Source organism: Corynebacterium amycolatum (genome assembly GCF_016889425.1).
Lineage (GTDB): Bacteria > Actinomycetota > Actinomycetes > Mycobacteriales > Mycobacteriaceae > Corynebacterium > Corynebacterium amycolatum.
Window position 1 is genome coordinate 452,155 of record NZ_CP069513.1, and the last position, 21,038, is coordinate 473,192.

Consider the following 21,038-nt stretch of genomic DNA (forward strand, 5'->3'; position numbering starts at 1 on the left):
GGGTTTAGTTCTTGGAACCGCGGCGGGCGAACCATGCACCAGCTGCGACGATAGCTGCACCGATAGCAGCCAGGATGCCAACACCGGCGCCACCGGTCATCGGCAGGTTCGGGGTGGTGTCGTCGGAGTTAACAACCTCACCCTCGTTAGCGCCGACCTGGACGGAAGCCAGCTTGTAGACGCGCTCCGGGGAAGTCTCGGTAGCAACCAGCTTGAACTCGAGTGCCTCCGGCAGCAGCTCCTTGCCCTTCGGAGCCTTGGTCTCAATCAGGCAGTAGTGAGACTGCTTGTCGTTGTCAACCACGGCGTTGTCTTCGAAGTCATTGACGTGGAGACCGGTGATCTTGACGGTACCGTCCTGGTCGGAGACGAAGGTGGTCTTAACCTCGCCACCCTGCTGACCGTTTACCGGAGTCCAGGAGTCCTTCTTCTTGGTGTCAATCTCGGAGCACTGCTTGCCAGCCTCCTGACGGACAATCTGGAACTCAGCGCCTTCCAGACCCTTGCGGTCGCCATCGACCTTCTTGAACTGCAGGCCGCCCCAGTAGGTCTTGACCTCCGGAGTCTCCTTCGGAGTGTCGTTCTCGGTACCGTCTGGGTTGTTCTGGAAGACCAAACCGGTGTTCGGTGCGATGTCGGTAGCGTTCTCGAACTGCGGCTTCAGCTTGGTGGTGATGGTAACGACGACCTTGTCACCAGCATTGAGAGTCTTTGCAATTTCTGGTTTCAGGTCGACGTCGACCTTGTTGCCCTCGAAGAACTTCCCATCAACATCCTGCGTCGGCTGGATCTCCTGGCCAGCGACTGTCACCTTCACGTCGGTGATTTCCAGCTTCGGGTCAATCTGGTCAGTGATCTGGAACTGGGTGCGCTCCGTGTTCGGCTTCAGCTGGCGAGCAGTACCTGTGACGGTGTAGACCAGGTTTTCATCACCAGCGTTCTGGTCCTTGTCCTTGACGGTCTTGTCCGGCTCTTCGTCCTTGTAGTTCTTCGGGAATGCGTGAACGTCGTAGTTCCAGGTGGTGCCCTGAGTCTCTTCGCCAACCTTGCCATTGCTGGTCATCGGAACGAAAGCGATGAACGGAACAGCCGGGTCGTAGCCTTCCTTCGGGGAAGTCTCAACAACCAGGTAAGCACCGAGAGGCAAATCCGTGCCAACGTTCCACTTGCCGTCTGGGCCGGTCACACCGGATCCAACCTCCGACAGGACACCCGTAGGCAGGTCACCCTTAAGAGCTGCGCCCTGAGAGAAGTCAGATGCCTTCAGCTTCGAAGCAGCCAGCAGGCCCTCGTTAGTGGTGACATCGATGTCGGTAGTGCCATCCGCAGTCTTGTTGATCTTGTAAACGGTGAAGCCGACACCTTCAAGCTTCTGGCCACCGTTTTTCTGAACATCCTCGACGTCAGCTTCGGTACCAGACGGCTGGCCTTCGCTGGTCGGGTTACCGAACTTGTGGATGGTGAGCGAGCCCTTGGCGCCCTTATTCACCAGTGGGGAGTCGCCGGCAGCCTAGTTGACGGCAGTGTCCTGAGCGATTGCAGCCGGGGCGGAGACGCCCATCGACAGACCCACGATGGCAGCGAAGGTTACCGAACGAGCGGTACGAGAGAACTTATTCACGAAAACAGGTCCTTTACAGAAGTCCAAAATGAAGCGACACGCTTCAATACGTCTCGCGATTCACTTCAGACGGCGACATCGATATTCCCCGACCGCACAAAACTGAGAGTTCCCTTAAAGGAAAGACCAGTCCGCCTAACCTTCTAAGCTTAAGCATCATGAACTTTTATGTTTATATTTATAAACATTCCAGCTCAGGCCCATTGCTCGTTCGGTTAACAACGCTCAGTGAACCGCTTATAAATAACTTAACCTGTTCAGCGCTTAGCCAACACTCGACGCAAACACGCCGCCAAGCCGGAACGCACGGAAAACTTATACAAAAGTAAGAATTATCGAAGATTGGTATCGCTTTTATAGAGGTCACAACGACTTTTTCCAATCAGCCCAAAACATTCTCGAATCCCCACAGAATCCACCCACCCCCACAACCGGGGGCAGCCAAATGACCCATGTCGATTACCTCTATGGGAAACCGTCATCTCCCCAGTACATCCCAGGAAAATGGGGACTTATCAACCTTCTCGAATTTGTTGCCACGACAACGTCGTCAAGCGAAAGCAAAAGCCGTTTGCAGCAAACCGCCCCGCGACGCACCGCCCTGTGCTAGGACCTGTAAAAGCACAAAGGAAGTGAGCGACACGGGGCGCCCTACCGCGTCACTTAAGACGTTTAGAGAACCGCCCAGTAATGAACATCGTTGTAGCCGTTGAGCTTGAGGACATCACCGATCTGATCGACCTTCTTCTTGCCCTCGGGAGTCATACCATCCGGCATGATCTGCACGTCAGCGCTGTGATCACCCGTGAAGGTGATGTTGACGTAGTCCTTGCCATCGCGATGCTCAAGCTCGAAGACGTAGCGGTTGACGGCCAGCTTGCCCGAGTGGAGGAATCCGCCCTTGCCCGGAGCGACAACTGCAGTGTCAGCGGAGGTTGCAGGTGCAGCTACCGCCTGTGCGGCAGTAGCAACCGGAGCGGCAAGCACAAGCGCGCCCACACCCCAGACACCGATTTTCTTCAACATGTTCATAAGCACTTCCTTATCTTCAGTGTTTCTGCAGGATTTCTGCAGATTTGTTCTGTGGTTATCTGTGTTTTCTGTGGTTAGCGGCACCGCCGTTGTTCGACGGCGCCAAACAACCACAGCCAATGGAATTGGTCAATGAATTGAGAGCCGCGCCCTAGCGCACTAGATTAGCGCACCGGGGTGGCCTCGACGATGATGTTGTCTGCGTATCCCAACGTGCCGCCGACGAACTCGCCTCCGCAGGTAATGAGAACCAAGCGGTTCTCACCAACTGCATCGTTGACGGCCTCGGGCATCCGAGCGCCCTTGACCACCTGAATCGGATCGTGGCTGACGGTGAAGTCGCGGCTTTCGCCATCCACCTTCACCGTGACAGTGTCTCCAGCCCTCAGGTCAGCGAAACGTGCAGCGTAGCCATCACCCTGGTCCACCTCATTGACGTGGCCGGTAATGACGGACGAACCAGCAGCACCTTCCTCACCGGGAATCGCGGAAGCTGAGTACCAGCCAAGGCGTGAAACATCCGTCGGCGGAATCAGAGATCCCTGATCAGTCAGCTGAACGAAATCAATCGGAGCCGACTTACCATCAATGAGCATCTCCATCTCGTGCACAGCTCCCCGAGAACCCTGTGCTGGAGTGGGCAGATTCTCCTGCGCACCTTCGAGCGCCGAATCATTGCGGTTCAGTTGGCCAATAACCAGCAGAGCGATAACGCCGATTAATGCGATAGCGGCGATATACATCCTTGGCTGCTTCCACCACGGCACGTCCTGCAGGTCTTCGACATGGCCGTCGGCCTGGTCTTCGTCCTGGTCAAACGCATCAACGTGGTCGAGTGCGCCGGTATCGGTTTCCGGTTCGATGCCCGGTTCGTAACCTGGTGCGTTTCCAGGTTCCTGTCCGGCCTCGTCCGAGCCAAACTGATCAGTCATGGAATCTCCTTAGTTCGTAGCTACCGTCGGCAGAGCGTGAGTAGCCAAACCGGTCGGGCCAGACGGAACCGAACTAATTGCACGTCGTTCCGAGTTCGGAGCCAACGGCTTTCCATGGTTCTTCTGCTTGTCCTGGCCAGTGCCACCAATGACAGTGACGTTGGTGTTGTACTGCTCCGAATGCTGATTAATCACAGTGTTCGGGGTGGCAGCATCGCTGGTGGGTGCGGAGGAATCGTCGTTAGGCGTATTCTGCTCGCCCTCACCCTTGGGCTGCTCAGCAGGCGTGTTCTCTGGGGTCTTGCCATTCGTGACAGTCTGCTCCGCAGAGTTGATGTCCTTGTGAACAGCAACTTCCTTGCCATTAGCATCGGTCAGAGTCTCGAATGCAACCTGAGAAGCGCAATCGGCGTCAGTGATGATGATCGGAACATCAACCGTGCCTGCGGATGCCGTCGGCACAAAGTGCAGGCGGCTCCTAGCACCAGTGGACTTGCCCGTCTCCTTGCACATCAACTCACCGGTCAGGGTGTACTTCGTGCCCGGCTTCAGGCCAGTGAAGTGCACGGTGTCGATGACGACAGCACCCTTTTCAATCAGACCCTTGCCAGCAATACCGGCAGTAGTCGTGATAGCCGGGTTGTCCTCAGACTGCGCTGGGGTGCTCGGGTGGCTTGGCTTGGACGGCTTGCTCGGCTTCTCTGGCTGGGCAGGCTTGGACGGCTTGCTCGGCTTCTCTGGCTGGGCAGGCTTGGACGGCTTGCTCGGCTTCTCTGGCTGAGCAGGCTTAGTCGGCTTGCTTGGCTTTTCCGGCTGGGCAGGCTTCGTCGGCTTAGTCGGCTTGCTCGGCTTCTCCGGCTGGGCAGGCTTAGTCGGCTTGCTCGGCTTCTCCGGCTGGGCAGGCTTAGTCGGCTTGCTCGGCTTCTCCGGGTGAGCCGGCTTGGACGGCTTCTCGGACTCAGACTTAGACGGAGTTGTCGTCTCAGACGGCTCTTCCGGCTGTGTCGTCTCTGGCTGCTCGGAAGGCTCATCCTCGCTCGGAGTTACCGGAACGGTGGACGTGGTCGGCTCAGTCGAGCTGGTTTCCGGTGTGGTCGTTTCCTCGGACGGAGTTTCGCTTTCCTCAGTCGGGGTGTCTTCCGGCTTCTCCGGAACCTCGCCAGTCACGGTCTGGTTTGCGTCGTTGATATCTGCGTGGTCAGCGATCTCATTGACCTGACCAGCGCTTTCTTTACCAGTCGAGTCAACCTCATCAGAGGTCAGGTGCTCGAATACGACAGCCTCAGCAACAGGAGTCTTAACAGAGTCAGACACCTCGAGAGTGACAGTCACCGTACCGCTTGCGGAAGTCGGCTTGAACGTCGCCTCGCCATGACCAATCACAGAGCCATCAGCCTTGTTAACCAGTTCACCGGACAGGGTGTAATTCTTACCAGGCACCAGACCCTCGAAATGTACGGTGTCGATGACCTTGGCATTGGCCTCAATGCGGTTGCCCTGAAGCTCGGCTACCGTGCGCAGCTCCGGCTCCAGCGGTGTATCAGCGGGCTCGCTCGGCTTAGACGGTTCGGTGGCCTCAGTCGGCTCGGTCGGCTCCGTGGTCTGCGACTCAGTGCTGTCAGTCGGCTCGGTCGACTCCGTCGGGGCAGCCGGCTTCGTGGACTCGGAGGCGTTAGGAGTAGTCGTCGAAGAGCTCGGCTGCTCTTCGCTTTCCGACGTCGTCGGAGCCTCAGATTCGCTGGTCTCAGAGGTAGCGGTCTCGCTGGACGACGGCTCCGTTGTCTCCTCGGTTGTCTCCTCGCTCGTCGGAGTCTCTTCGGAGGTCGACGGCTGCTCTGGCTTTTCGCCGTGAACGGTCTGAGCTGCGTCGTTAATGTCCTCGTGGGAAGCGATTTCTACCGGCTGACCATCAGTGTTGTCCTGGCCATCGGCGGTGACCTCTGTCGAAGTCAGCTTTTCAAATGCAACAGCAGCGGAAACCGGCTCATCCACATCATCGGAGACGGTCATCATGACAGCCTGCTCACCCGAAGAGGTCTCCGGAGTGAACTCGACGCTGCCGGTGCCCAGAATGCGGTCAGCATTGGTCTTGTCCACCAGGGTGGCGTCCAGGCGGTAGTTCTTACCCGGCACCAGGTCGGTGAACCTCACGATGTCCTTAACCACAGCGCCCGCAACGATCTTGTTGCCGTTCAGGCGAGCCTGAGTGGAAATCGACGGCTTTAGCGTGGTCGGCTTCTCCGGCTCAGACGGCTTGGTCGACTCGGACGGAGTCGTGGTCTCAGCAGGCGTGGTCGGAGTAGTCGGCTTCTCTGGCTCGGTTGGCTTTTCTGGCTCAGATGGCTTCGTCGGCTCAGCTGGAACCTCACCGGAAGACGGAGTGACATTGTCAATCACAATGATGTCTTGCTTCTCACCATTGTTGAAAATGTAGCCAGTGCGGTTCGTACCGTCGACGGTGCCCTGACCGACGTTAGCCGGACCAGTCAGGTAGTCGTAGACAGCCTTCGTCGATGGGTTGTGAATGCCCTGGGAGAAGTCAATGTCATCGGAGAAGTGCCACAGAGCGAACTGAGTTGCGTTATTGGCATCCAGCACATTCAGGCGTCCTTTAACTCCAGCTGCCTTCCCCAGTTCATCCAAACCAACAGCTGGCGAACCGTGGTGCGCAATCCAGTTGAGCTTCCGGTATCGGTCAAAGTCGTTCCGCAGCTTGTTATTGGTATCTGTACTGCGCGAAAACTGACTGAAGTTCTGCACACGACCGGTGTCATAAAGATCACCGCCGACGCTGGCCTCAATGCAGTAACCCATTTTGTGGCTACCATATGGAGTTGCGGCCTCGTCAAATGCCGCGATGAGTGGCCCAAAATTACGGACATTTCCATTGGCTTCAACACCCGCAACGGTTCCAGGAACACTCAAAATCTTCTGAATCGTCAGGGTTTCGCCAGTGTCTTCTGCCTCCTGCGCATGCGCAATTATTGGAGATTTAGCGAAGAAAAGAGCGAGCACAGCCATGAAGCTAAAAAGCGCCAACCAGCGCTTCTCGTTTGTAAAACGACCGAACATGAGCCCTCCCCCTTCCTTCGATTTCAGTGCGTTATACACCTTTCGCTACCTTTCCAGCCTTCAATTAACAATCAATGACCACGCATAAGCGTCTCCAGCCCCCATCACAGGTAGCCCAGTTGACATCGCCTTCTAATTCTCATTTATAGCGTTGGCCGTCCCCGAATATAACAAATACATTTTATGTTTGTTGAGTCATTTAATTGGCACCCTTATTATCTTTTATTTCAATGCCAATAATTGTTGTTTGCACATTTTTTCAGGGGTAGCCATTTGGATACTACACGCATGCCGAAGTTCCACTTTCCTCCATGACACCTAGCCATTCAACCCATAAAATCACCATTAACCTGCGCATAGGAAGATTTTTCAATAATTCCCCACGCATTAATTCGGGTTAGAATGTCTCTCATGTCACGATTTTCATAATTGTGAGTTACGGCACAGCCAACACTCCACCCCCACCTAATGAAAATGCAAGCCAATAAATCTCTAAGAGCAAAAATGACGTCTCAAGACTATTTGCAAAAGAATCCCCGGACATCATTTAATAAGCCACATAATTGTGCGCTAATTGCGGCTGCATAAATAATCGCCTCTCGTCCCCAACCTCGCCATCCGCGGTTAACAGACAAAAGTGGGTCTGATTCAAGGCACTCCAACAGATCACGTTATGTAAAACGCGACTGAATAGGGGACTGCAAATGTGAAACTGTAGGAGTTTATGGCACTTTCAGGCCATTTTTCGGGCCATTTTTGCCATAAACCTAGTCAGTAACTCGCATTGGCCCGGGGTTGCCGAACATAAACGCAAAAAGCGCCTCCCCACTCCACAAGGAGTGAGAAGGCGCTCGTACGCTTGCGTATTAACAACCGCAATAACCACAAACCGCAAACCGCAGTAGTCGCGCTAACCGCGCAAGGCAGTTATCGAGCCAGCTTAGATGGCTTTAGTTAGACGGCCTTAGACGGTTTTAGATAGCCTTTGCGCCAGTCAGGTCCAGGTCAACTGGCAGGTTGTCACCCGCACCGTCCTCGGCCAGCAGACCACCCTGGTTGTTGCCGCCGGTCTGGGCACCCTGCTCCTGGCCACCAGTCTGGAGGCCGCCCTGGTTCTTACCACCGGTCTGGAGGCCCTGCTCCTGACCACCAGTCTGGAGACCGTTCTGGTTCTTACCACCAGTCTGCAGACCCTGCTCCTGACCACCGTTCTGGAGGCCCTGGTCGCCACCGACGTTCTGCAGGCTCTGGTCCTGGCCGCCGGTCTGGAAACCGGACTGACGCTCACCAATCTGGCCCTTGTCGTTAACCTGGTCGCCGCCGACCTTGTCGCCCTTGTCCAGCTTGTCGCCACCAATCTGGTCGCCACCGTTCAGCTGGTCGCCGCCAGCGTTCTGGAGACCCTGGTTGCCGCCGACATTCTGCAGAGCGTTGTCCTGATCGCCGCCGACATTCTGCAGACCCAGGTTGCCGCCCTCAGTCAGAGAGTGGAAATTCGGGAACAGAGAGTCGACCTGAACCAGCGGGCCCTCCGGGAAGTTCACGTTGAACTCAGGAGCCGGCAGCGGAGCCGGTGCTGGCAAGGAGGAAATCAGTTCGCAGATATTGCACAGGTTATCCATGATGATCCTTTAGAAAAACGAAGTGTAGATAGATATGTGGCGCGATGCCCAGAGCTGAAGGTAAAGGGCTTCTCGCCTTCTCCTTTGCGGCCACTGCCGTGCTCACACGAAAACCGTACCGGTGTTAAAAAATGGTCACAATATAAAAATTCGATACACTTCAGCCAACAAATTAAAAACAGAAAACCGGCAAATTTTAACCTGCACTTATGCCCAAACGGTGCATGTCACACACCACATTGTTAGCCTTTTGGTCACCCCAGACCAGGCTCGCCTTTTCCAGCAGAAAAGCCCCGGCACCTAAGTGCCGAGGCTTAACTTTTTGCGCTCTCAAATACCGCGGTTAACTACTGGTCAGCGACCAACAACTCCGCAATCTGGATGGTATTCAGAGCAGCGCCCTTACGCAGATTATCGCCAGAGACAACCAGCACCAGGCCACGCCCCTCCGGAACCGACTGATCGACACGGATACGACCCACCAGAGACTCATCTACACCGGCGGCAGCGAGCGGATTCGGAACGTCGACGACCTTCACACCAGGCGCAGACTCCAGCAACTCAGTTGCCTTCTCCACCGACAGAGCATTCTCAAACTCAGCGTGGATTACCAGCGTGTGGCCAGTGAAAACCGGAACACGCACACAAGTACCAGCAACAGCCAGCTCAGGGATAGACAAAATCTTGCGGGACTCATTACGGAGCTTCTGCTCCTCATCGGTCTCCAGCGAACCGTCATCAACAAAGTTGCCGGCCATCGGCAACGCGTTGAAAGCAATCGGTGCGACGTACGGACCAAAGTCCTCCGCAACCAGAGCCGAACCATCAGTGGTCAGCTTCTCCAGATTGTCGATGTTCTCGCGCACTTGACCAGCCAAAGTATTCACACCAGCAAGGCCCGAACCCGAGACCGCCTGATAGGAGGACACACGCAGACGCTGCAACCCGGCCTCGTCGTGAAGCGGCTTGAGAACCGGCATCGCAGCCATCGTGGTGCAGTTCGGATTCGCGACAATGCCCTTCGGAATGTCCTGCAAAGCATCCGGGTTGACCTCGGAGACCACCAGCGGGACCTCCGGATCCTTACGCCACGCCGACGAGTTATCAACAACAACAGCGCCAGCAGCCGCAAAACGCGGAGCCTGCTCCTTCGACAGCGTACCGCCAGCGGAGAACACCGCGACATCAATGCCCTTCAGATCCTCATCCGAAGTAGCCGCGACATCCTCGACAACAATCTTCTCGCCGCGGAACTCCAACTCCTTGCCCGCACTACGAGCAGAAGCGAAGAAACGAACCTTATCTGCCGGGAAGTTACGCTCCGCCAGCAGAGTGCGCATCACACGGCCAACCTGGCCAGTGGCACCAACAACAGCAATTGTGGTCATAAGAACTCCTTAACGTCCCGTACCAGCGTAAACAACAGCCTCAGTGTCGCCACCGAGATTGAAAGCGTCGTGCAGAGCCTTCACAGACTTATCGACATCCTGGTCATTAACCAGCACCGAGATACGAATCTCAGAAGTGGAAATCAGGTCGATATTCACACCCTCATCAGCGAGCGCCTCACAGAACGTCGCAGTCACACCCGGGTGGGACTTCATGCCAGCACCGACCAAGGAGACCTTGCCCACGTGATCGTCGTAAAGCACGTCATTCCAGTCATTGTCAGCCTGCAGCTTCTTCAGCAACGCCATCGCCTTCGGAGCGTCCTCGCGCGGGCAGGTGAAAGTAATGTCAGTGCGGTTATCCGCGATGGTAGAGACGTTCTGCAGCACCATATCGATGTTGATCTCCGCATCCGCAACAGCACGGAACATCTTCGCCGCCTGGCCCGGATCATCCGGAATGCCCAGCACGGTCACCTTCGCCTCGGAGCGGTCATGCGCCACACCGGTCAACACTGCTTCTTCCATAGGGATATCCTCCATCGATCCATCAACAAGGGTGCCAAGTTCATTGCTATACGACGAACGCACACGCAACGGGACGTTAAACGCGCGGGCGTATTCGACACTTCGCAGCTGCAAAATCTTCGCGCCGACCGCGGCCATCTCCAGCATCTCCTCGAAGGAAATGTTGTCCAAACGCTGTGCATTCGGCACAATGCGCGGATCCGCTGTGTACACGCCATCCACATCGGAGTAAATCTCGCAGACGTCTGCCTCCAAAGCTGCCGCGAGAGCGACCGCAGTGGTATCCGAGCCACCACGACCCAGCGTAGTGACGTCCTTAGTCTCGCGGTTCACGCCCTGGAAACCGGCCACCAGACAAATATGGCCCTCATCGAGAGCCTCACGGACACGCCCCGGAGTGACCTCGACAATGCGGGCGTTACCGTGGCGTTCCGTAGTGATCACGCCGGCCTGCGAACCGGTGAAAGACCGAGCCGAGGCACCGAAGCTTGCAATCGCCATAGCGACCAGCGCATTGGAAATACGCTCACCGGCGGTCAGGAGCATATCCATCTCGCGTCCCGGCGGGACCGGATTGACCTGCTCAGCGAGGTCCAGAAGCTCATCGGTGGTGTCGCCCATTGCCGAGCAGACAACCACGACGTCATTGCCCTGCTTTTTGGTTTCCACAATTCGTTCTGCAACACGACGAATGCGTTCGGCGCTCTCCAGGGATGAACCACCGTACTTCTGCACAACCAGTGCCATGGTCGGCAACCTCCAAAAACTAGGCAACTATATGCACGTAACTATTATTGACTCAATTTACTTGAGTTGCATTCGTAAATACATAGTGGGTTACCAAAACGTAGCTTGTGGGGGTTGCGTGGGAGTTTTGGGGCGGGTTGCGCGGGGGTTTGTGGGGTGTTTGGGCGCGGGGTCGTGGTTGGGCGTGGGGTGAGCGCGGCTGCGCGTTGAGAGTGTGACGGCTGGGGTGTTTGGGGTGCTTGGGCTGTGGGTTGGGTGTGAATCGGGCGCGGCTGCGGGCTGCCAGCGGGCTGCAAATGTGAAACTGATTGAGTTTATGACAAAAATAGGCCCTGAAACTTGTCAAAACTGACATAAACTAGGTCAGTAACTCTCGGTACTGTGCCAGGAACTCCGGGCTCAGTCAGTGTCACTCCCGAACTCCCGGTATCCGCCAGCATCTTGGCCGGGCCAGCTAATCCGCCAGCGACTCCCCACGGCGCTGCGGGCACCAAACACTGCCCCGCCCAACCCCTGCGAAGTGGACATGACAAGTGTTGCATGCCTAGCATTCCCTACGTGAACAATGACCTTCTCGCTGCGATACTGGCACTGCTGTCCGCGCTCAGCATCGCGTGGGGAACCGTCATCCGCCACAACCTCTCCGGAACACTGGAAGAGGGCACCAGCACACTTCGCGGAGTGGCGAAGACCCTGAAACTGCCGCGCTGGTGGTTGGGCTCGGGCCTGGCGATTGCCGGGTATGTATTTCAGGTCGCGGCGTTGGCATTTGGCACGTTGCTCCTGGTGCAGCCGTTGTTGGTCATGAAGCTGATGCTCACGCTCCCGCTGGCGGCGAAGGTCAATGGTCGGCGGATTTCGCGGTCAGAGATGATTTGGTCCGTGGCGCTTACTTTTGCGGTGGCGACGCTGGTGTTGCTCGGCAAGCCGACTGCGGGCTCCACCGATGTCCCCACCTACCTGTGGGGATGGGCTCTTGCCGCCGGTGGCGTGGTCACCTGCGGACTGTACGCCGCTGCAGTTCAGTGGCCCAATACCGACACAGGTAGCGGCTCCAACGCAGGTAGCGGCTCCAACACGAGTGACAGCCCAGCCATCGCAGACCGCTCCAGCACCGACAACAGCACAGGTAGCACCTCAGACACGAAACAGCGCGGAGTGCTACGCCAGAACCCGAAGGCCCTGCTGCTCGGCACGGCAACCGGCTGGCTGTACGGCTTCGTCGCGCTGCTGTCTAAGTCGGTGGTCGATACCTATGTCAACGGCGGACTCGTCCAGCTCTTGCTCTCCTGGGAACTCTGGCTGCTGGTGGCACTGGCAGTTATTGGCGTCGGCCTGCAGCAGGCGGCTTTTAACGCGGGACCGTTGCAGGCTTCGCTGCCAGCTATGACCGTCGTGGAGCCGATTGTTGCCTTCAGCTTGGGATACATCGTTCTTGGTGAACGCTTCCAGGCAGTTGGTGTGCAGTGGGTGGCGCTGTTTATCGCACTGGCGACCATGATTTCTGCCACTATTGCCCTGGCGGCTCGGCCGGCAGAAGCCACCGCCACAGCCTCCACAAGCGCCCCAAGCACCGCAAAAGCCGATGCAAACACCGCAAACGCCGACACCACAAGCTCCGCAAACACCACCACAGATTCCACCGATGCCGCAGCGCGGTAAGTAGAGTTCAACTCTCCCGGGCCACATCACCTACATTGGTATTTGCACTTATTAAGTCGTTAGCGATTTGTCGGCCTGGCTATCCCCTGCCCGGGAACTGTCCCTGGTGAGAAAGACCCCGTGGCCGCTATGCACAAGGTCACCAAAGGTAGGATTCGATGGGGCGTCATTCCCATTCCAAGCGGGCATCTAAACCGACATCTAAGCGGAAGTCCGAACGCGCAAACGATACCAACGCCAGCGCCGCAACCAACACCAAAGCAAAGCCCCAAAAGGGCAAGAAGCTCAACTCGAACACCATCATCGCCCTACTGCTAATCATTGGTGGTTTGGGCGTGCTGCTGTACCCGGTTGTCGCAACGCAGTGGAATAACTTCCTGCAGGCCCGCGCCGCAGATGAGTACTCCAAGCTGGAGAAATCCGCTCCTCCTGAGGTCTTGGACACCGCCTGGAACGAGGCCCACGAGTACAACGCCAGCCTCGGCGAGGTCAATCCGGGCGATGCCTGGACCACCTCCGATGACGAGTCTTCCCCGGAGTACCAGCGCTATCGCCACTACCTCGACGTGCTTGGCGAGACCGACGCGCTCGGCCGCATCGTCATCCCGTCCATCAACTCTGACCTGCCCATTTTCCACGGCACGTCGGAAAAATCGCTTTCGCGCGGGGTCGGTCACCTCTACGGCACCGACTTCCCGGTCGGCGGCGTGGGCGAGGGTGAAGGTCGTCACGCGTCGCTGTCGGCGCATACGGGTCTGCAGAATGCGACGCTGTGGGACAACCTCGACAAGGTCAAGAAGGGCGACGCGTTCTACATCGCAGTCGCGGGTCACAAGTTGAAGTATGAGGTCCACGACGTAGCCGTCGTAAAGCCGGATGAAACCGATGCTTTACGACGCGTCCCCGGAGAAGACCTAATCACCCTGATTACGTGCACGCCTTACGGCATTAACACGCACCGCCTGCTGGTGACGGGGCACCAGGTGCCGATGGATCCTGATGAGGAATCCGTGTTCGACGGCAGCGGTTCGCAGTGGCAGTGGTGGATGTGGGCCATCCTGGCAGCAGCGGCGGTGATTATTGCGCTGCTGATTTGGTGGCTGCGGAAGCTCTCGCGCGATGGCAAGGGCGAACCGGAGGCCGAGCGCGAGAGCGACGAGGCGGGCGCAGTGCCGGAGGCGGAGGATTAGGCCACTTACGAGGTGGCCATCACCTTCGTCTCCTCGATTGCGTCCTTGATGCCGTTGATTCCCTTTTCAAAGATGCGCTGGAGGCCCAGCGCCAGGATCAGCGACGGGATGATGAACAGCGCCAACATGAACATCAGCTTCCAGTAGTCGGCCTCGTAAATACCGGCGATGGAGCTGCGGAACATATCAATCGCGTAGGTACCCGGCAGCCACGGGCTAATGTTCTGGACCCACTGCGGCACCAGAGGCAGCGGATACGCGCCACCTGCGGCCGAGACCTGCATCACCAGCAACAGCACGCAGATGGCCTTGCCGGCGTTGTCGAAGGTGAAGACGAACGAGAAGACGATCATCATGAACACCAGCGAGATCATCCAGCCGGCCAGCAGCATCAGGAATCGGTGTGCGGGATCGACGTCCACGTACACCTGGAGTCCCAACACCATCAGCGTGGCCTGAACCAAGCCAACGGTGGCGAAGGTGGCGAACCGGCCGAAGTACTTCTCGACGCGGGTGTAGTCATCGGTCTGGGCAGCGTTGATTTGCTGGTCGCTGGGCTCGACGGCCTCGGCGTCAGCATCATCGCCGACCTCAGCGGCTGCATCGCTCTGCGCATCATCGAGCGCTTCATCGCTCTGCGCCTCATCGACCGCGGCCTCGACCTCATCAGCACCGACCTCATCGCCGACCTTCTGAGCGCCGCGGCTACGCACCGTGGTGCGAATCAGCACCGACGACAGCAGCGCACCGATCCACAGTGCGAGTGTCGCATAGAACGGCGCCATGCCCGCACCGAAGCTCTTGACTGGGAAGACGGGGTCTTCCTCGACCTGCACCGGCGCGGCCAACTGCGCTGCCAGGGCACTGGGGTCGTCACCGATGGCCGCGGCAATGCGCGAGAGATCACCGGTGTCCTTCGCCTCTTCCAGCGCGTTGTGGATCTCGTCGAAACGAGCGGCCAGATCATCGAAGCGGTTGCTCAAGCCCATCGTGGCAGCGCTGGTCTTACGCAGCGTATCCACCGGCGAGCCGGAAATCGTACCGCGAATGCCGCGAATGTCCTCGCCAATGACCTCGATGTCATTGCTCAGTCGCGACACCGGTTCCGACAGTGCGTCGATCTGCGGGCGCAGGTTCTGCTCGTAGGAGTTCTTGGCATTTTCCACAGCGGCAATCGCAGCCGTGAAAGCGTCCTTCGCCTGGCTTATCGACGATCCCGTATCCCGACCACCACGCAAATCCGCTGCCACGGCAGAGAAACTCTCCTGCAGCCCACGGGTGCGAGCAATCGAGGTGTTCAAGTCGGAGATTGCATGGTCATAGCCCGGCTTCGCGATACCCGGAACCACTGCCCCAACAGTGTCTTCCAGGCGGTCGCGCATCGCAGTCAGACCATCGGCCTGCTGGCCGAACTTGGCCGCCATCGCATCAAAGGTATCCGCGGTCGCGCCGCTGGTGGCCTGGGTGCCGTCGACAAGCTCGTTGACCCGGTCGCGCACGCCTTCGTAGCTCGCCTGCGTTGCGTCGAGCGCCGTGCTAACCGAGCCGCGGACATTGCCGACCGCGGCCTCCAGATCGCCGGCGACGTTGCCGTCACCCGAACCATTGCGCAGAATATCCATCCGCGCACCAGCGTTTTCCAAGATGGAATCCGCAGTCTCCACCAGTGGCACGGTGGTCTCCACCAGCGTGGACAGCGAACGAGCAGTCTGCGCGCCAGAACGCAGTCGCGCGGCGGTGTCATCAACGCGGTTTTGCACGCGCGTCAGCGCCTGCTTGGAGTCGGAGGTGTCCAGGTACTCATCCAGCGAGGTGATTGCGCCCAAACCAACGCTGGCGACGACCTGCGTGAAGTTCTTATCGATCTCCTGAATAACGCCACTTGCGCCCTTGCCCGTAATGATCGACGACAGCGCGTTCTTCTTCTCATTCGTATAGAGCGTCAGCTTCGGCGCCTTGGTACCGCGGACGTAGAAGGTCATCAGTTCGGTACTGAAGTTCTCCGGAAGCACGATTGCCGCGTAGTAGTCACCGGACTTGGTGCCATCGATGGCGTCATTGGAATCCGTAATCCGCCAGTCAATGTCGTGATTACGGCTCAGCTTCGACAGCACCTCATTGCCCAAGTTGAGGTCAATCGCACCGATATCCGTGCGATGACCACGGTCATTACTGGCGACCGCAATCTTCAGCTTTTCGGTGTTCTCAAACGGCTCCCAGCTGGCCAGCACGTTAAAGCAGGTGAACAGCAGCGGAATCAGCACCAGACCGAAAACCATGATGCCGGTCATCGTGTTCTGGCGGATCACCCGAAAGTCGTTCCGCACAATTTCAAGAACGTTTCTCATTAGGCTTCACCTTCTGGGGAAGTCTTCACGCTTGCCGACGACACCTTCGTCTGTGGCTCAAACGTATCGCCAGCATTTTCCAACGAGTACGCATGCGGATGGGAAGTCTGGTGCTCCATGTAGGCGCGCAGCTCTTCCTCCGACAGCTCGCTGAGCTCCTGGGCGTGAATCACAGACTGCTTGACGTACTCGCGCACCGCGATGTAAGCGAGGCAGAGCAGTACGAACAGGCAGGCTAGACCGAAGAACAGGGCCTTCTGATCCGGGTAGTTGCGGGCCAGAATACCCAGTATCACCAGGGCGACCACTGCGACACCAATGGCAATGCGCATGAACAGCGTGTAGCTGCCACGCAGGTTCTCCATCCGCTCATCGACTCGCGTCTGGTACTCCTCGCGGTTGCGCAGCGCGAAGACCAGGTCACTGAGCTTGTACCCACTACCGACCAGATGGACTTCTTCGTTGTTGACCAGACCGCCCTCTTCAAGCTGGTGGTTAACCAAGACGTTGACCGAGGACAAGCTGCGGCGCAGCCAGTAGCCGACCACGTAGGCGATCACTGCCATGACCATTAGGGTGAGCATGTTCTTCAGGTAGTAATTGGAGTAGAAACCACCAATTGTCTCGCGGAGAGCATCAATACCGTAGGTCAACGGCAAGAACGGATTCAGTGCCTGGAAGAAGTCCGGTGTCATCTCAATTGGATAGAGACCGGCGGCACCAGGGATTTGAATAAACGCGAGCACCACGGCGATACCGCGTCCCACGTGCCCAAATGCCGCCACCATACTGTAAATAATGGCGAGATAACACAACTCCACCACGACACAGGTGAGGACGAACGCAACCGCGCTGACATTCTGCACACCAATGACAATGTCACCGATGGAGACAATCAGCGCCTGGAAAATAGCGATGATGCCCAGCAGCAAGGTACGGCCCATGTACGCCTGGCCGACCGTGATTTCCTTGAAACCTTCCGCATCAACTTCCACGCGGAAAATCACAATCAGGATGAACGCGCCAATCCACAACGACAGGTTGGTAAACAGCGCCGCCATACCCGAGCCGTAGTGATCCACCGGGAACACGGCCTCAGTCTGGATCTCGGCCGGATCGCTCAGGAACTGCGAAATTCCCTCGGGGTCGAGGTCATTGACCATTTCCATAGCTTCGCGCTCTTCGGTGGTGCCCAGGGTAAGAACATCGAGACGCGCGGTTTCCAGGCCATCGCGTACGCCATCAAGGTCAGCCTTGAAACTCTCGAGGACCTGATTCGCGGCGGAAAGCTGCCCACTCGTAGCGTCGAGAAGCGCGGACGTTTCCCGGACGGTGTCCTTTTGCGCGCCGAGCGCCGCCGCGTACGAGCCCACGCGCGCGTTGAGCTGATTAAGCGCCCTGCTCAACTGCGGGAGCGCGTCCTGGGACGCCTCGCGGATCTGATCCGAGGCGGCCTTGCCGTCCTTGGTGGCCTGCGCCAATGCCTCGCTGGTGGCGTTGAGGGAGTCGAGAGTTCCCTGCGCCGAGCCGGAGACGTTCTTCAGGCCCTCCACCAGCTCTTTATTGGTGGCGTTGCTCTCGTCGAGCGCATCGATGGTGCGCTGGATTGCCTGCTTATCCGGGCCGTTGAGCGGGCTGGCATCCAACAGGGAATTCAGCCCACCAATGACCTGATCCGCCTGCTTGACGATGTCCTCCGCCGCAGCCGTCGCGGAATCCGAACGGGAAATTGCGCCCTGCAGATTGCCAGTCATCGCGCCGATCGCGGCGTTGGCATTGCCGGTGCCCTCTACCAGGGCGGTACTGCCCTGCAGGTAGGCATCGTTGAGATCCGCGGAGAAATTCAGGACCTCGTTGTTGAGCTCACCAGTAATCGCCTGCACCTGCGTCAACGCATCCTGGGCATCGTCGAGGGCCGTATCTACGCTGCCAAGAGTCTTCTTAATCTGCGCAATCGTCGGCTGCAGATCGCCAATCTGCTCCTGGATAGCGCCGACTTCATCGCGGCTATTGGCAACCGCATCAGCGACATCCTGGAAAGCGTCGGCGGAATTGAGACGGGCAGCGTCGAACCGGCCTTGCATCAGACCGCCAGCTTCCTTGACCTGCTCGGTGACCGCCTTCGCGATCTCCTTATTAAAGGAAGCGGAGATCTGACCATCAATGCCGGACGCGCCCTGCGCCGTGATGTGCGGCGAGATTGCGTTGATCTTCTGGTTAGCGCGGTAGGTCAGTTTTGCTGGATGCCCCTTGCCTTGGATCAGATCAACCATTTCCTGGGAGAAATTCGACGGAATGGTGATTGAGGCATAGACCTTACCGCGCTTTAGATCTCGGTCTGCCTTCTCGGCATCGGGGAACTGCCAGCCCAGTTCATGATTTTGTTTTAGTTGTTTGACCACCTGGTTACCGATATTGAGGCTTCCAGTAACCGTGGAACTCGCGCCTTTGTCCTCATTCACAATTGCCACACCGATGTTCTCGGTGTGCTCGTACGGATCCCAGAAGCCTGGGATGTTGAACCAGGAGTACAAGGCAGGGGTAATCATCACACCGATGATGATTACCCACACTCTTGGGCTATTGCGGAGACGGCGCAAGTCTCGCTTAAGAATAGACCAGCTAGTTTGCACCTTAAGGAGGCTATCATCTTTACTTCACTAAATACATTGGTACTAGTTTTAGAACTATCGGCGGGCGGGGTGGTTGACTGGGAGCCGTCGACAACGCCGTTCACCCCTTATGGCACGTAACTCTTACGGCACGGAAAACCCGAGCACATTTCCCCCACCAAAACCCCCGAATGATGAAATTCATATAACCATCGGGGTAAGGTACATCACATGCAACGCGGACTACTGCTTCTATGCCGCGGCGGGGCTTGGGTTTAAGGCCGGCTCCCCGTCGCGGGGTTAGTTGTGCCGGCCTACAAGAAAAGTCCGAATTAGAAAGGCCCACAACATGTCTCCTTCCGACGCTTTTATTTCCGCTCCTTCTGTAATCTCCACTCCTGCTGGCGAGATTCCGGAAGGACAGCCTGCTTGGAATAAGCAGCGCAACTCCCAGATGGCAACCAACCGCTACCTGCCTTACGACCAGGAAGTTCAGGACTTCCAGCTGAAGGACCGCACCTGGCCGGACAAGCGCATTACTAAGGCACCGGTTTGGTGTGCCGTCGACCTGCGCGATGGCAACCAGGCGCTGATTGATCCGATGAGCCCGGAGCGCAAGCGCCGCATGTTCGAGCTGCTGGTTCAGATGGGCTACAAGGAAATTGAGGTCGGATTCCCGTCCGCTTCCCAGACCGATTACAACTTCGTGCGCGAGATCATTGAGAAGAACATGATCCCGGACGACGTCACCATCCAGGTTCTGGTTCAGGCTCGCGAGCACCTGATCCGCCGCACCTTCGAGGCGTGCGCCGGCGCTAAGAACGTCATCGTTCACTTCTACAACTCCACCTCGATCCTGCAGCGCGATGTTGTGTTCCGTAAGGACAAGGACGCAATCAAGAAGATTGCCACCGACGCCGCAGAGCTGATTAAGACCATCGCGAAGGACTACCCGGACACCAACTGGCGTTGGGAGTACTCGCCGGAGTCCTACACCGGCACCGAGGTTGAGTACGCCAAAGAAGTTGTCGACGCCGTGGTGGATGTCATCGACCCGACGCCGGAGAACCCAATCATCATCAACCTGCCGTCGACCGTGGAGATGATCACTCCGAACGTCTACGCAGACTCCATCGAGTGGATGCACCGCAACCTCAACCGCCGCGACTCCATCATCCTGTCGCTGCACCCGCACAACGACCGCGGTACCGGCATCGCCACCGCCGAGCTGGGCTACATGGCCGGCGCCGACCGCATCGAGGGCTGCCTCTTCGGCAACGGCGAGCGCACCGGTAACGTCTGCCTGGTCACCCTGGGCCTGAACATGCTGACCCAGGGGGTCGACCCGCAGATTGACTTCTCCGACATCGACCTGATCCGCCGCACCGTCGAGTACTGCAACCAGCTGCGCGTTCCGGAGCGCCATCCGTACGGCGGCGACCTGGTCTTCACCGCTTTCTCCGGTTCCCACCAGGACGCCGTGAACAAGGGCCTCGACGCAATGGCAGACAAGGTCCGCCCGGGCGCTGCCGTCAAGGAGCTTTCCGACGAGGACCTGCGCGCGGTGACCTGGGAGGTTCCTTACCTGCCCATCGATCCGAAGGACGTTGGTCGTTCTTACGAGGCCGTTATTCGCGTGAACTCCCAGTCCGGTAAGGGCGGCGTGGCCTACATCATGAAGACGGACCACGGTATGAACCTGCCGCGCTCCATGCAGGTTGAGTTCTCCTCCGTCGTGCAGGCAGTCACCGACGCCGAGGGCGGCGAGGTCAACTCCAAGGCGATTTGGGACATCTTCGCAGGTGAGTACCTGGACCGCGAGGCTCCGCTCGAGCAGATCGCCCTGACTGTCGATGCCCCTCAGAACGAGTCGGATGCCACCAAGATCAAGGCTCACATCGTCTACGAGGGTAAAGAGCAGACCGTCGAGGGGGTCGGCAACGGCCCGCTGGCCGCTTACGCCAACGCTCTGGAGAAGCTCGGCATCAACGTCGACGTTCAGGAGTATGTCCAGCACGCTCGCACCGCAGGTGACGATGCCGAGGCTGCGGCCTACGTCCTCGCAGATGTCAACGGCACCAAGGTCTGGGGCTCCGGCATCGCTGGTTCCATCACCTACGCATCGCTGAAGGCAGTCACCAGCGCGGTCAACCGCGCACTGGCTTAAGGCCTGTCGCGCTGGAAGCTGGCTGTGGAGTTGGGGCTCAGCTCTACAACCTTCCGCTCCACAGAGTTACTGACCAAGTTTATTGCGCTTCCGGCCCGAATTTGAGGCCGAATCTGC

General features: G+C 57.8%; 12 protein-coding genes. 3 read left to right on the plus strand and 9 right to left on the minus strand.

Annotated features, from left to right (window positions below; translation table 11 throughout):
• Positions 1–4 precede the first annotated feature (4 nt).
• From I6J19_RS02070 to I6J19_RS02100, 7 genes are all read right to left on the minus strand, one after another.
• Positions 5–1,489, minus strand: a complete 1,485-nt coding sequence (locus I6J19_RS02070; RefSeq protein ID WP_420839087.1) for a SpaH/EbpB family LPXTG-anchored major pilin — start codon at positions 1,487–1,489, stop codon at positions 5–7.
• An 804-nt stretch (positions 1,490–2,293) separates the two neighbouring features.
• A complete protein-coding gene (locus I6J19_RS02075) occupies positions 2,294–2,653 on the minus strand; it encodes a hypothetical protein (RefSeq protein WP_038627378.1) in 360 nt (119 codons plus the stop codon).
• Positions 2,654–2,817: 164 nt separating this feature from the next.
• Positions 2,818–3,585 (minus strand): class F sortase, encoded by a 768-nt coding sequence (locus I6J19_RS02080; RefSeq protein ID WP_038627376.1) that lies wholly within the window; start codon positions 3,583–3,585, stop codon positions 2,818–2,820.
• Between the two features lie 9 nt (positions 3,586–3,594).
• A complete protein-coding gene (locus I6J19_RS02085; protein ID WP_187402543.1) occupies positions 3,595–6,657 on the minus strand; it encodes a VaFE repeat-containing surface-anchored protein in 3,063 nt (1,020 codons plus the stop codon).
• A gap of 974 nt (positions 6,658–7,631) precedes the next feature.
• A complete protein-coding gene (locus tag I6J19_RS02090; protein ID WP_038627374.1) occupies positions 7,632–8,279 on the minus strand; it encodes a hypothetical protein in 648 nt (215 codons plus the stop codon).
• A gap of 347 nt (positions 8,280–8,626) precedes the next feature.
• Positions 8,627–9,667, minus strand: a complete 1,041-nt coding sequence (locus I6J19_RS02095) for an aspartate-semialdehyde dehydrogenase (RefSeq protein WP_038627372.1) — start codon at positions 9,665–9,667, stop codon at positions 8,627–8,629.
• A gap of 9 nt (positions 9,668–9,676) precedes the next feature.
• Positions 9,677–10,942: an aspartate kinase gene (locus I6J19_RS02100; RefSeq protein ID WP_038627371.1), complete on the minus strand. Its 1,266-nt coding sequence runs from the start codon at positions 10,940–10,942 to the stop codon at positions 9,677–9,679.
• Positions 10,943–11,500: 558 nt separating this feature from the next.
• Between I6J19_RS02100 and I6J19_RS02105 the strand changes: the two genes are divergently transcribed.
• Positions 11,501–12,604 carry a DMT family transporter gene (locus I6J19_RS02105; protein ID WP_038629284.1) on the plus strand — a complete coding sequence of 368 codons (1,104 nt, stop codon included), beginning with the start codon at positions 11,501–11,503 and terminating at the stop codon, positions 12,602–12,604.
• Positions 12,605–12,762: 158 nt separating this feature from the next.
• A complete protein-coding gene (locus I6J19_RS02110; protein ID WP_038627369.1) occupies positions 12,763–13,794 on the plus strand; it encodes a class C sortase in 1,032 nt (343 codons plus the stop codon).
• A 5-nt stretch (positions 13,795–13,799) separates the two neighbouring features.
• On the opposite strand, the gene I6J19_RS02115 is transcribed toward I6J19_RS02110, so the two are convergent.
• Together I6J19_RS02115 and I6J19_RS02120 are read right to left on the minus strand one after the other, a co-directional pair.
• On the minus strand, positions 13,800–16,142 hold the full coding sequence (locus I6J19_RS02115) for a YhgE/Pip domain-containing protein (protein ID WP_038627367.1): 2,343 nt from the start codon (positions 16,140–16,142) through the stop codon (positions 13,800–13,802).
• Complete coding sequence (locus tag I6J19_RS02120; protein WP_038627365.1) at positions 16,142–18,775, minus strand: YhgE/Pip domain-containing protein; 2,634 nt, start codon at positions 18,773–18,775, stop codon at positions 16,142–16,144. Before I6J19_RS02120 ends, I6J19_RS02115 begins: the two co-directional genes overlap by 1 nt.
• A gap of 328 nt (positions 18,776–19,103) precedes the next feature.
• Here I6J19_RS02120 and leuA point away from each other — a divergent pair, with 328 nt between their 5' ends.
• Complete coding sequence (gene leuA / locus I6J19_RS02125; RefSeq protein ID WP_038627363.1) at positions 19,104–20,921, plus strand: 2-isopropylmalate synthase; 1,818 nt, start codon at positions 19,104–19,106, stop codon at positions 20,919–20,921.
• The last annotated feature ends 117 nt before the right edge of the window (positions 20,922–21,038 follow it).